Here is a 13924-nt window from a genome sequence, read left to right on the forward strand (position 1 = left end):
TGTGATAGAATATTTTTAAAGAATTATAGCATGTATTTTTTGGAAAAAATAGAAAATATCCTAAGAAATTTTCTATTTTTATAAAACAATCTTTCTATTTTTTTGAAAAGAAGTTTATTATACTGTTTTTAACGGTCAGGGAACTTTGCAAAGCAGAAGACAGTAGAAAATTCAGGAGGTTAGAGAAAGATGACAAAGAAAGAGCGTGTACTGGCAGTAATGAAAAAAGAGCAGGTGGATATGATTCCGGCTGGATTCTGGTTTCATTATAAATCAGATTATACAGTGCAGCAGATGATTGATGAGCATATGAAATTATTCAGAACTACAGATATGGATATTATTAAAATTATGCAGGATTACCCATATCCGATTTCTGGAAAGATAACCTGCGCGGATGACTGGTACCATATCCAGGTAAAAGGAACAGACTCTGAAGAATTTGCAAAAATGGCAGAGATCATAAGAGGAATAAGAAAAGAAGCAGGTAAAGATGTTTTGATCTTCCAGACAATGTTTGGACCTTTTAAAGCTGCATCTATGATTTTTGGTGATGATGTTCTGATGAAATACAGTAAAGAAGCTCCAGAGGCAGTTGTGGCTGGTGTTAAGATTATTGCAGATGCATTGGAAGAGTGGACAAAGGGATATCTGGAGGCAGGAGCAGATGGCATATATTATTCTGCACAGTTTGGTGAAATCGGAAGATTTGAAAAAAATGAATGGGAAGAACTTGTGCGCCCATATGATCTTCAGATTTTAAAAGTAGCAGAGGAAATGCCAGAGAAATATAATATTCTTCATATTTGTGGTGAACCGGAATATCAGTTTGAAACACATGTAGAATGGTTTAAGAATTATCCGGCTGATTTGATTAATTGGTCAGTGAAAGATAATCATTTCAGTCTGGAGCAGGGACGTAAACTTTACAGCAGCGCGATTCTTGGTGGAATGAATAATAAGGGTAATGTATTGAATGGCTCTGAAGATGCAATCCGAGAAGAAGTAAAAGGAATTTTGGACGCGTTTGGAACAAAAGGAATTATGATTGGAGCTGACTGTACGATTCAGGGCGAAAATATCAGCCTTGATCTGATTAAAACAGCAGTGGAAGCGGCACATGCATACAAGAAATAAAAAGTAAAAGGAGAATTATATTATGGGTAAGAAGAGTTTGGCAGCATTACTTTGTGCAACAATGGCAATGACAGCATGTATGTTACCTGCAACAGCAGCAATGGCAGATGAACCATTAAAAATTGAATTCTTTCAGCAGAAGGGAGAAGAAGGACCTCAAAAGGGATATAAGGAGATTATTGATAAGTTCAATAAAGAAAATTCAGATATAGAGATTGAAATGAATACAGTTCCGGATGCAGGAACAGTTCTTACATCCAGAATTTCTTCTGGTGATATTCCGGTGATTTTTTCCGATTATCCAACACAGACACAGTTTAAACAGAAAGTTGCCAATGGATATGTACAGGATCTTTCTGATCAGGATTTCCTAAAAAACGTCAATGAATCCGCACTGGAAATGACAAAACAGGAAGATGGTGGATATTATGCGCTTCCTTACAGCCGAAACTATATTGGAGTTTACTATAACAAAAAGACCTTTGAAGATAATGGATTAGAAATCCCGACTACATGGGAAGAGTTTACTGCAGTATGTGATAAGTTAAAAGAGGCAGGAATTACTCCTGTTGGAATGCATGGAAAAGATCCGGCGCGTGTAGGACATCTGTTCCAGGCAGCAACTGTTGCATGGGCACCGGATGGTGTGGAAACTATCGGAAAAGTTGTTTCCGGAGAGGCAAAAATTGAAGGAGACGAAGAATTTAAAAATGTATTTGAAAAGATGAACACACTTCTTTCCTATGCGAATGAAGATGCACTGGCACTTTCTGATACAACATGTTACGAAAATTTTGTAAATGGTGAATATGCAATGACGATTACAGGTTCTTATGCGAGAGGAACTATCCAGTCTATTAACCCGAATCTGGAAATTGGTGTATTCCCACTTCCAAATGATTCTTATGATGATACTAAGTGCTTATCCGGTATTGATGCTGCAATTTGTGTATCTGCACAGGCAAGTGATAAGGAAAAAGATGCAGCATATAGATTCCTTTCTTATCTTGCTGATCCTGAAAATGCACAGATATTCTGCGATAATGACGGTGCACCATCCTGTATCACAGGTGTTACAAGCAATGATGATGGAATAAAACCTATGGTAGATATGATTAATGCCGGAAAAACACATGACTGGATGGCGTCTACAATTGATAACAATGTAACTACTGATCTTTATAATGTAGTGCAGGGATTCTGGGCAAATAAAGATGTAGATGCCGTTATGAAAGACATGGATGTATCAATTGAAATTTCAAGCGCACAGTAAAATATTAAACGGCTCAATGTAGAAAAACCGTATACGTTCAAAAAAAGATTGCTGCGTAAGAATAATGATTCATTGGCAGCAATCTTTTTTTGAACCTGGATTTGATAATAATAAACAAAGCCTTTTAAGAGGAGTGCTATATGAATAATACAAAAAGAAAAAAGTTATCGGGCAGAGTGACGTTTTTTCTGTTTACACTGATACCGGTAGTGCTTTATACATTTTTTTACGTGGTATCTGTAATCAATGGTATTCGATACAGTTTTACAGACTGGGATGGAATGGCTCAGAAAATGAATTTTATCGGGTGGAAGAATTATAAGATATTGCTCAAAAATCCGAACTTTTGGAATGCTATAAAAACAACGGTGATTTACAGTGTATTGCTGGTGATTGGGGTAATTGTAACATCACTGATTTTGTCAATTTCACTGAATTCACTGAAAAAGTTTAAGACATTAGTAAAATCCGTGTATTTTGTTCCAGCAATGATTGGTGGTGTTACAATTGCACTGATCTGGGATCAGATTTATTATCGAGTGATTCCGGTAATCGGGAAAGCACTGGGAATTTCCTGGTTATCTAACAGCGTTCTGATGTCTGGAGATACGGCGTTGCCTGCAGTTGTATTTGTACAGATATGGCAGGCGGTTGCGATGCCAACGGTAATCTTTATAGCCGGTTTGCAGCAGATTCCAGAAGAGCAGTATGAATCTGCCAAAATTGATGGTGCCACAGCTTTTCAGCGTTTCAGGTATGTTACATTTCCTTATTTGCTTCCAACAGTAACAGTAAATCTTATACTTACAATTAAACAGGGATTTACCTCATTTGATTTTCCGTACGCACTTACCGGAGGTGGACCTGTCCGGGCAACAGAAGTAATAGGAATTCTGATATATAATGATGCGTTTAAAAATATGCGATTTTCCATGGCAAATGCAGAAGCATGTATATTATTTGTGATTGTTGCGATATTCTCACTTACGCAGTTGAAACTGACAAGTAAAGGAGGGACGGACTGATGAAGATAAAAGCAGGAAATGACGAAAGAGTATGGCTTTTTTTTAGAAATATTATTTTGATCGGTGGATTACTCCTGATTTTATGCCCTCTTTGGATGGTGCTGATCAACTCATTTAAAACATTGGAGGAGGCCGGAAAAAATTTCTTTGCGCTTCCTTCAAAACTGAATCTGGAAAATTATATTGAATTGTTTACTAACAGTAATTACTGGATTTTTTTGAAAAATTCATTTAAAATAACAGTAATATCCATCATTTTGATTTTGATTTTTGTTCCGTCTGTTTCTTATTCTATTGCAAGAAACTTTAACCGGAAGTATTACAAAACAATTTATTTTTATATTATGATGGGGTTATTTGTTCCGTCGCAGGTAGTATTGTTGCCTGTAACCAAAATGATGTCAAAGTTAAATATGCTTAATCATGCGGGACTGATTATTCTGTATGCGGCATTTGGCCTGACGCAGGGAGTATTTCTGTTTGTAAATTATATCAGAGGTCTTCCTTACGAAATTGAGGAGTCTGCACAGATTGACGGTTGCAGTGTATTTCAGACATATGTAAAAATAGTACTTCCTCTGGTAAAGCCTATGATTTCTACGTTGCTGATCATGGATACTTTGTGGATCTGGAATGACTTTATGCTCCCTTTACTAATTTTAAACCGTTCACAGGCTATTTGGACGCTTCCTCTTTTTCAGTATAATTTTAAGACAGAATATTCTTTTAACTATACAATGGCGTTTACGGCATACTTACTTGCTATGTTGCCTATGTTGATCATTTATTGTATGGGACAGAAATACATAGTCAAAGGACTGACAGCAGGATCTGTAAAAGGTTGATCCTGTAGAAGTAGTATATTGCGGGCGAAAGGAGAATCATGAAAAGTGAAGGTGCTGGTTGTAGAAGATGAATTTTATGCAAGAAAAGCCATGATAAGACAAATCAAAAAATATGATCAGGATGGACTTTTTGAGATATCGGAGGCATCTAATGGAGAGGAAGGCTGGGAATTTTGCGAAAAATATAAACCAGAACTTGTCTTGACAGATATTCGTATGCCTAAAATGGATGGGATACAGCTTCTTCAGGAGATCCGCAATAATGAATTAAAAATAAAAGTAATTATTCTGAGTGCTTACTCTGATTTTGAATATGCTCGCAGTGCAATTGTAAATGGAGCTTCAGATTATTTACTGAAACCAATTGATGATACGGCTCTGACAGAATGTCTGAATAAGTTTGTCACTCAGCATAAAATAGAACGAAAAGAAGCTATGCTATCCAGAAAAGATATGGCAACACAATATATTTTGAACAGCATTCAGGAATCAAAATATTCCGGTTTTATAGAGAAAAATATGTTTGAAAGAGTGTTTCCGCAATATCAGCTAGGTGTTTTTCTGTTTCTTCGTGATAAGCCCAGACAGGAAATCTTTCTTACGGAATTGGAAGAAAGCTGCGGAAGTATCATGCTGACGAAGATTCGGTTTGTAGAATTGAAACCGAATATGTGGGTATTGCTTGTAAGACCGGAGGGAGATATGCTGTTTTTCTGGAGACGTATCAGAAAACTGCTGGAGAAAGAGGATTCCCAGGTTAAGATAGGAATCAGTAATGTGTATGGTGCAAATGCTTCTGTTTTGGATGCTTTTAGAGAAGCGGTTACCGCGATAAAGAGCAGAATTTATAAAAGGGAATCTCTGATTTTTGCGAAGGAAATAAAACAGGAAGATTTTTCAGAATATTACCTTGAAAAAGAAATAGAAAGAGAACTGGAACAATATCTAAAGGAAGGGGATGAAAGCAAAACAGGGACAACGCTGGATAAACTTTTTAAAGATATTGAGAAAGTTCTCCCAATTCGAATAGAATGTATGGAACTTCTGTATTCGCAGATTATCCTTATATACCGAAGGACGATTCGAATGGAAAATCATGATAAAGAATTAGATAATCTGTCAGAAAGTTTTCTGAAGTTTGATTCTGTTTTGGAGATTGAAAGCTATCTCAGGAGGATTGCGGAAAATATTTGTCATATGCAGCCGCAGAGACAATCAGATGAGTTGACAAATACGGGAATGGACATTGTGGAGAAGATGAGCGAATATGCAGTCAATAACTATAATATGGACATTACAATCCGGAATCTTGCGGAAAATGTATTTTTCATGAATCAGAGTTATATCAGCCACTTATTTGCTGAGAAGAAAGGAATTAGTTTTTCTGCATTTCTGCGAATGATTCGGATTTGTCATGCTAAGGAATTTCTGGCAGATGCGAGATGGTCCGTAACAGATGTTGCATTGATGTCGGGTTATAACGATACCTCACAATTTATACGTATTTTCCGACAGGAAACAGGAATGACACCAAAGAAATACCGAATATTTCTGAAAAATGGAGGAAGTGAAAATGAATCCAGGGAAAGTTGAATGGAATGAAGAAAATAAGCCGCAGCCGGATATGGAATTATTAGAACAATGGATCTCCAGACAGGAAGATCAGATGCGAGAAGATATTGCAGCATTGATCAGAATCCCGAGTATTGCTGATCAGCAGGAAGCAATTCCGGGGGCACCATATGGAAAAAAATGCAGGGAAGCACTGGAACAGATGCGAGCATTTGGATTGAGAGAACAGATGGAGACAGAAGATATAGACGGACACTGTCTGACTATTGCTACAGGCAAAGGGAATGTTGAGATTGGAATATGGAATCATCTGGACGTAGTTCCGGAAGGAAAAGGATGGATATATCCGCCTTATACGTGTACAGAAAAGGATGGCTATTTAATTGGGCGTGGAGTACAGGATAATAAAGGTCCCGCAGTTGCTGTTTTATATGCAATGAAATATTGTAGGGAAAAAGAAATTCTGAATAATATTAAAGTAAGGCAGATTCTTGGATGTCAGGAAGAAAGCGGTATGACAGATGTAGAATATTATCTGAAATACAAAAAAGCACCGGAATATTCTTTTGTTGCTGATTGTGGATTTCCCGTATGTTGCGGAGAAAAAGGACATTGTATTGTGTTGATGGAAACTGTTAGTGCAGTAGAGGGGATTCGGGAATTTGACGGAGGGACTGCGCCTAACAGCGTGCCGTCTTTTGCTCATGCGGTTGCGGAGAACAAAATAGGACAAAAGAGCGAAGAAACAGCAGTGGGAATCAGTGGACATGCAGCTTTTCCGGATGGAACTCAAAATGCAATAGGTATACTTTGTGGAAAGTTGAAAATGCAAAATTTTCCTGAACAGACAAAAAGAGCATTAGAATTTGTGGAGAGAGTTTCAGAAGGCGGTTATGGGGAAAAAACAGAAATTTGTTGTTCTGATGAATGTTCTGGTAGACTGACATGCAATATAGGTCAGGCATTTCTGCACGAAGGACATTTAAGAATAGTGATTGACATCCGTTATCCAGTTACTAAAAAAACAGAAGATTTTCTTCCGAAGCTGCAAACAGAAGCTGCTAAATCAGGAATTCACATCATTGGTATTGAAGACAGCAGACCATATTATATGAATCCGGAACAGCCTTTCATACAGACTCTGATGGAAGCATGGAGGGAGGTTACAGGTCTTGAAGGCAGACCATTTGTTATGGGAGGAGGAACTTATGCGAGGAAAATTCCCAATGCAGTGGCATTTGGCCCTGGACAGGAGCGAAATCTAGACAGGCTCGGACTTCCAAAAGGACATGGAAACTGTCATTGTGCGGATGAAGCAGAATTGTTTGAAAATCTGAAGAATGCAGTGAAAATATATGTTTTTGCACTTAAAAAACTGGACAAAAGAATAAAAGAAATACGTTAACTAAAGAGAAATACATAAATTAAGTATAATAAAATTAAGTATAATACAGGAGGATACAAAATGAAAATGTTTCAGATTAGTGACAAAATAGACAATGTATCAAGAATTGGAATTGGATGCATGAGAATTACAGGTTTATCTGATGAAAAAGCGGTAAGAAGTCTGACTGAAGGAGCACTGGAGTGTGGAATTAATTTTTTTGATCATGCAGATATTTATGCAGGCGGAGAAGCCGAAACAGTATTTGGAAATGCGCTGACACCTCAGTTGCGTGAAAAGATGGTGATTCAGACAAAATGTGCCATACGTCCGGGTATCTGTTATGATTTTTCAAAAGAATATATTCTGAATTCTGTAGATGGAAGTCTGAAACGTTTAAAAACAGATTATGTAGATATATTACTTCTTCATCGTCCGGATGCGTTGATGGAGCCGGAAGAGGTAGCAGAAGCATTTGAAATTCTGGAAAAAAGCGGAAAAGTAAAAGCATTTGGTGTAAGCAATCACAATCCGATGCAGATTGAATTACTAAATCAATACTGTGGTGGAAAAATCTGTATTGATCAGATACAGTTTTCAGCGGCTCACTGTCCAACGATTGATGCAGGACTAAATGTAAACATCCATAATGATGCAGGATGTGATCGTGATGGTGGTATTATCGAGTATGCAAGACTGAAGAAAATGACATTGCAGGCATGGTCTCCGTTCCAGTATGGAATGTTTGAGGGAATATTTATTGGAAACGAGAAATTTCCGGAACTGAATAAAGTGTTAGATCGTCTGGCAGAGAAATATGGGGTAACACAGAATGCAATCGCAGTTGCATGGATTATGCGTCATCCCGCAGGAATCCAGACAATTGTAGGAAGTACAAATCTGAAAAGAATTCAGGATATAAGTAGAGCATCCGATATTGTTCTGAGCCGTGAAGAATGGTATGAAATTTATCTTGCAGCAGGAAAAATGCTGCCGTAAGAAAAACATATCATCTGAATCAGATGGTAAAGAACTTTGCTTGACAGTTAGGAGAAGAGAGCGCGCATTCATGGAAAAAAAAGTGTATGAGAGTTATCTGGAGATTCTCAGAGAAGAACTTGTTCCTGCTCTGGGATGTACGGAACCTATTGCAATTGCATATGCAACTGCAACAGCAGCTTCTGTGCTGGAAAAAGTGATAAAAACAGATGATGATGGAAATAAAAAATATGATGGACATTTAAATCTTTATTGCAGTGGAAATATAATAAAAAATGTAAAAAGTGTTACAGTACCAAATTCAGGAGGAATGAGAGGTATTGAAGCTGCTGCAGTTCTTGGAATGGTTGGGGGTCAGGCAGAACGGAAACTGGAAGTACTGGAGGGAATTACAGAAGCTGAACGCATTCAGACAGCAAAACTTCTTGAAGCACAATTCTGTACATGTTATCTTGAAGAAGGAGTAGAGAATCTTTATATCCGTGCAGAACTTACGCAAAATGGACATAGAGCAGTTGTGGTTATAGAAAATAAACATACGAATATTGTCCTGATCAAAAAAGACGATGAGATACTGTTGGAAAAGAAGGGCTTTCAGCAGAAAAAAACAGAGAAAAACCAGGATAAAAGAGACTTGCTGAATGTAGCAGATATTCTGGAGTTTGCAGAAATTGTGGATATAAAAGAGATAGAGGAGGTTATAGGACGCCAAATTGCTATGAATACAGCAATTTCCGAAGAAGGCCTGCGTAATCATTACGGAGCAGAAGTTGGACGTACCTTGCTTCGAGCATATGGTGATGATGTCAAAGTACGTGCCAGAGCAAAGGCGGCGGCTGGATCTGATGCAAGAATGAATGGATGCTCTATGCCGGTAGTTATTAATTCCGGGAGCGGAAATCAGGGAATGACCTGTTCTTTGCCAGTCATCGAATATGCCAGAGAACTTAAAGTTCCTAAAGAGAAAATGTATCGGGCACTGGTTGTAAGCAACTTAGTAGCGATTCATCAGAAAACTTATATTGGAAGTCTGTCAGCTTACTGTGGAGCGGTAAGTGCCGCATGTGGAGCAGGAGCTGCCATATCCTGGTTAAACGGGGGTGATTACAATGCAATATCTAAAACAATCACAAATGCTCTTGCAAATACAAGTGGCATTGTATGTGATGGAGCTAAGTCTTCATGTGCTGCCAAAATCGCTTCAGCAGTAGATGCAGCAATTATGGCATACGCTCTGGAGGATGCAGATCATTGTTTTCAGGCAGGGGAAGGATTGGTACGTGATAATGTTGAGGATACAATCCGAAATATGGGATATGTAGGAAGAGTTGGAATGAAAGATACAGATGTTACAATCCTGAATTTGATGATCAATCAGAAAAAAGTATAAAGAATAAAAGCAAAGAACCTGTCAGGTTTTCGACAGGTCCTTTGTCATGGAAATTTTCAGCATGAAGTTTTAAGGAGTATTTTTTGAGTAAATATTTATTGTCATATATCTCATGGGATAACAATCATCTGCTGCCGGATATGAATGATATCAGAAGCTATGGGCAAAATAGCATCCGATATCACATCATTCATCAACAGATCACAGGCTGCTGTGAATGATATCCAGCACCTGTTTTAATTCATGCACACCGACCTGTCCCGGAGCAGAAGCTTTGGAAGCAGCGCCGAAGGTGAGAGCGGAGCCAAATGTCTCACCTGTCAGGCGACTTACAACGCCTGTTCCTGCCATGGACATGGTAATGATTGGGCGGTCTGCATATTTCTCAGACATTTCCAGAGTAGCAGAGAGGAGCGTAAGAACATCCTGTTTGCAGGTCGGCATAACAGCCATTTTGGGAATATCAGCACCGAAATCCTGCATCATACGAAGACGTCTGATAATCTCCTCCTTCTCAGGAGTCTTAAAGAAATCATGGTTGGAAGCAATTACCTTCACACCTGCCTCGTGAGCAGCGTCAATGATCGTTTTTACAATATCATCACCTGTAAATGCTTCTACATCAATTAAATCTACATAACCGCTCTGAGCAGCTGCAATATTTAAAGCAGCATAGTCATTTGCAGAAATTTCTTTCTCACCGCCTTCTTTGGAAGTACGGAATGTAAGGAGAACAGGAATGTCTTTTAAAACTTCCTGAAGCTCTTTAGCGGTTTCTAATACTTTCTCAGTAGCAAAGACATCATCAAACCAGTCTACACGCCACTCAACTACATCAACAGGAAGAGTAGTGATCTTTTTGGCTTCTTCGAGAATGTCTGTTTTTGCTTTTCCTACGATGGGAACGCAGATCTTAGGTCTGCCCTCGCCGATCACAGTGTTTTTTACCTGAACTGTGTTCATCTGTTTATCCTCATATTTTCTGTTGTATTATAGTAGTTCTGGATTATTATGGAACTGTTATAAGAATAACCGTAACATAACCGCATGATCAACAGCTTTTTGAAGCAAACTGCAGGATATGTACATTCTGCGCGGAGTAATATATCAGTACATCTCCTGCAGTACGCCGAAAAGCGGTATATATCAAATATTATGTGCAGAAAGATCAGTGAAATGATTTGTTCTGCATCACAATATGAGATATCTTTACTGAAGATACCATCAGGTATCAGTCATCATAGGAGATGTGAAGAATCTCTTTCATATGTTCGATAGGCATTGGTTCGCCTGTCCATAACTCAAATGCAGCGGAACCCTGGAATAACATCATTCCCAGACCATTCATTGTCTTACATCCAACTTCCTTGGCCATGGAACGCATTTTTGTTTCCAGAGGAGAGTAAGGAACATCAATAACGATCAGCTCAGGACGGAAGTAAGACTTGTCCGGAACAACGGACTGGCCTTCCAGTGGTTTCATTCCCACACCTGTAGCATTGACAAAGATAAAACTGTCATCCATCTCGGCTTTCAGTTTATCAAGGTCTGCCAGATCATAAAGAACTGCATGGCAGGATGTCTTTGTGTTGATCTTCTCTACTGTGGATACTGCACGATTCCAGAATTCATCCTTGCGGTTAAAGATTGTGATCTCGGCAACGCCGTCCAAAGCAGCCTGGATCTCGATAGCAGTGGCAGCACCGCCTGCACCGACGATAGTCATTTTCTTTCCAATCACATCAATATCATTATCTTTCAGGGCAGACATAAATCCAATACCGTCAGTGATATGACCTGTTAGATGACCGTTGTCGTTTACGATCGTGTTAACTGCACCGCATAATTCTGCTGCAGGAGAAAGCTCATCCAGGTATTTTCCAACCAGAGTTTTGTTTGGCATGGAAACATTGGATCCTCTCATTTTCAGAGTGCGGATTGCTTTTACTGCATCCTCAATCTCATCTGCGCCAACCTCGAAAGCAAGGTAAGCGTAGTCATACCCGAGTTTTGCAAAAGCCTCATTCTGCATTGCAGGAGAGCTGGAGTGACGGATCGGGTAAGCCATCAGGCCGATTAATTCAGTATGTCCGGTAATTCTTTCAGCCATTATAATATCCCCTTTCGTATTTTGTTGTAAAGGTTTTTATTAAAGGTATCCCATCTGAGTCAGTGTATTAAGGATATTTCTTCCTTCCAGAGTTCCGTCGATGATCCTTCTTGCACGTTTGCTGTCTCCGATGTTCAGAATCTCAACATCATCAGAAACAAAAGCATCGGAAAGCTCTGTGAAAGGCTGTCCCTGAGCTCTCATACCAAGACATACGAATCCGTAGTCAAATGGAAGCTCACGTTCACCTTCTACATCTTTTACAAGGAAAGAGCTGTCTTTTACTTCCTGAAGAGCTGTCTTTGTAAGCTGAGCCACATGATGTTTCTTCATCTGGTCCTTCATGTCATTCTTTGTAACAGGATCCAGGTCACGTCCAATCTGATCCATCATCTCCACAATAGAAATCTCGGCATTTCTTGCTGCAAAGAATTCCACAACATCAAGACCAACAGCGCCGCCGCCCACAACAACAACCTTCTTGCCTGTCATGTCTTCCGGATAATCATTGATGTGATTAATCATTCCCAGGATAGAAGCAATCTTGCTGCCTTCTTTGTCAATGCGGTCGTGAAGTCCCTTGATCGGAGGAAGCAGTGGTGCGGAACCTGTGGAGCTTACGATCAGGTTCGGATGGAACTTGCGGATATTTTCCGGTGTTCCCTCTGTGTTTGTAAAGATATAAAGATTCTCAAGTTGCGCTGCTCTGTGGATCAGATAGTTCGGGAAATCAGCCAGACGCTTCTTTGCAGGAATCTTAGAGATCACAGAAGCAAGACCGCCAAGAGTCTCACCTTTTTCCAGAAGGAAGGTATTACAGCCTACTTCTGCGGCTGTACAGGCAGCTTCCAGTCCGGCCGTACCGCCTCCGATTACTACAACGTTACAGTTCTTGTTCACTTTCTGATTCTTATAAACATCACCTTCCAGAACAGCTGGGTTTACAGTACAGCGGATCGGACGGTTAAAGCCGATTCTGTTTCCTGCACATCCGATGTTACAGGAGATACATTTGCGAAGGTCACATTCTCTGCCTGTAGCTACTTTGTTTACCCATGCAGGTTCTGCGATAAGACCACGTCCCATACCGATCAGGTCTGCATCGCCGTCAGCGAGGATCTGCTCGGCAACCTTCGGGTTACGGATATTTCCCATGGAGATACATGGTTTGCCGAATTTCTCTCTGACAGCTTTAGGCATATAGGAACGCCATCCGTCTTTCATGTAGTTGGCATCGATCTGATACTGGATAGAACCGTTTAAACCGCAGGAAACATCGAAGATATCAACTTCATCCTGAATATATTCCAGATATTCAAGAGTATCCTCGAGAGTATTGCCGCCTTCCATCAGCTCATCTGCGCTGAGACGGAGCATGATCGGGAAGAAAGGTCCAACCTGTTTTCTTACTTCCTCAATGACCATACGGCAGAAACGTGTTCTGTTTTCCACAGATCCGCCGAACTCATCTGTACGTTTGTTTGTAAGAGGAGAGAGGAACTGGCTGATCAGATAGGAATGTCCCGCATGGATCTCTACTGCGTCAAAACCTGCAGCCTGTGCCCTCTTTGCAGCCTCGCCGTATTTCTTTACAATGTGATGGATTTCTTCCACTGATAACGTACGCGGGATTTCTCCGCCTTCTTTGGACGGAACATCAGATGCGGAAACCGGCTGCATATTTGTACGTGCGGAAACAGCGGAAGCACCTGCGTGGTTGATCTGGATCGCAATACAGGTACCATATTTGTGAATCTCTTCACAGAATTTGTACAGACGCGGCAGATAGTTGTCGTGGTCAATACGAAGCTGAGTAGTTCCGTTGGAACCCTGCGGAGAATCTACGCTTGCATTCTCTACGATGATCAGACCTGTGCCGCCTTTGGCACGCTCTTTATAATAATTAATGTGAAGAAAACTCATTTCGCCGTTCTGTTCCCCGTAATTGGTTCCCATAGGCATCATAACGATACGGTTTTTGATAGTCATATTTTTTACTGTGAGTGGTGTGAAAATATGCTGGTAATTGCTTTTCATTACGTCTTTCCTCCTGAAATTTTCTGTTGGATCTATAATTGTTCAGTGCTTAAGCTGTGGCCTGAATTTCTTTGATGTGTTAATTATATAACGGGATAATCCATAAATCTAATTGATAATTCGTGCTATATAATAAAAAACATCTATGGTTT

Annotated in this window: 11 protein-coding genes; 8 read left to right on the forward strand and 3 right to left on the reverse strand. The window is 39.7% G+C overall.

The window, feature by feature from the left end; all coding sequences use genetic code 11:
- Positions 1 to 189 precede the first annotated feature (189 nt).
- From NQ550_RS08180 to NQ550_RS08215, 8 genes are all read left to right on the forward strand, one after another.
- Positions 190 to 1137 carry a uroporphyrinogen decarboxylase family protein gene (locus NQ550_RS08180; RefSeq protein ID WP_025578390.1) on the forward strand — a complete coding sequence of 316 codons (948 nt, stop codon included), beginning with the start codon at positions 190 to 192 and terminating at the stop codon, positions 1135 to 1137.
- Between the two features lie 22 nt (positions 1138 to 1159).
- Complete coding sequence (locus tag NQ550_RS08185; RefSeq protein WP_025578388.1) at positions 1160 to 2410, forward strand: ABC transporter substrate-binding protein; 1251 nt, start codon at positions 1160 to 1162, stop codon at positions 2408 to 2410.
- 140 nt (positions 2411 to 2550) lie between these two features.
- A complete protein-coding gene (locus NQ550_RS08190; protein WP_025578387.1) occupies positions 2551 to 3435 on the forward strand; it encodes a carbohydrate ABC transporter permease in 885 nt (294 codons plus the stop codon).
- Complete coding sequence (locus tag NQ550_RS08195) at positions 3435 to 4280, forward strand: carbohydrate ABC transporter permease (RefSeq protein ID WP_029676922.1); 846 nt, start codon at positions 3435 to 3437, stop codon at positions 4278 to 4280. The genes NQ550_RS08190 and NQ550_RS08195 overlap by 1 nt, the downstream gene beginning before the upstream one ends.
- A gap of 45 nt (positions 4281 to 4325) precedes the next feature.
- Entirely contained in the window at positions 4326 to 5873 is a 1548-nt protein-coding gene (locus tag NQ550_RS08200; protein WP_025578384.1) for a response regulator transcription factor, read from the forward strand.
- Positions 5854 to 7257, forward strand: a complete 1404-nt coding sequence (locus NQ550_RS08205) for a Sapep family Mn(2+)-dependent dipeptidase (RefSeq protein ID WP_025578382.1) — start codon at positions 5854 to 5856, stop codon at positions 7255 to 7257. The genes NQ550_RS08200 and NQ550_RS08205 overlap by 20 nt, the downstream gene beginning before the upstream one ends.
- A gap of 60 nt (positions 7258 to 7317) precedes the next feature.
- A complete protein-coding gene (locus tag NQ550_RS08210; RefSeq protein WP_025578380.1) occupies positions 7318 to 8235 on the forward strand; it encodes an aldo/keto reductase in 918 nt (305 codons plus the stop codon).
- 70 nt (positions 8236 to 8305) lie between these two features.
- A complete protein-coding gene (locus NQ550_RS08215) occupies positions 8306 to 9625 on the forward strand; it encodes an L-cysteine desulfidase family protein (protein WP_025578379.1) in 1320 nt (439 codons plus the stop codon).
- Positions 9626 to 9826: 201 nt separating this feature from the next.
- On the opposite strand, the gene aroD is transcribed toward NQ550_RS08215, so the two are convergent.
- The 3 genes from aroD to NQ550_RS08230 form a co-directional block, all read right to left on the reverse strand.
- Positions 9827 to 10588 (reverse strand): type I 3-dehydroquinate dehydratase, encoded by a 762-nt coding sequence (gene aroD, locus NQ550_RS08220; protein WP_025578377.1) that lies wholly within the window; start codon positions 10586 to 10588, stop codon positions 9827 to 9829.
- A gap of 268 nt (positions 10589 to 10856) precedes the next feature.
- Entirely contained in the window at positions 10857 to 11735 is an 879-nt protein-coding gene (locus NQ550_RS08225) for a shikimate dehydrogenase (RefSeq protein ID WP_025578375.1), read from the reverse strand.
- Between the two features lie 39 nt (positions 11736 to 11774).
- Positions 11775 to 13772, reverse strand: a complete 1998-nt coding sequence (locus NQ550_RS08230) for an oxidoreductase (protein ID WP_025578373.1) — start codon at positions 13770 to 13772, stop codon at positions 11775 to 11777.
- Between the last annotated feature and the right edge of the window lie 152 nt (positions 13773 to 13924).

Origin of the sequence: Blautia wexlerae DSM 19850 (genome assembly GCF_025148125.1) — a bacterium.
GTDB classification, from domain to species: domain Bacteria; phylum Bacillota; class Clostridia; order Lachnospirales; family Lachnospiraceae; genus Blautia_A; species Blautia_A wexlerae.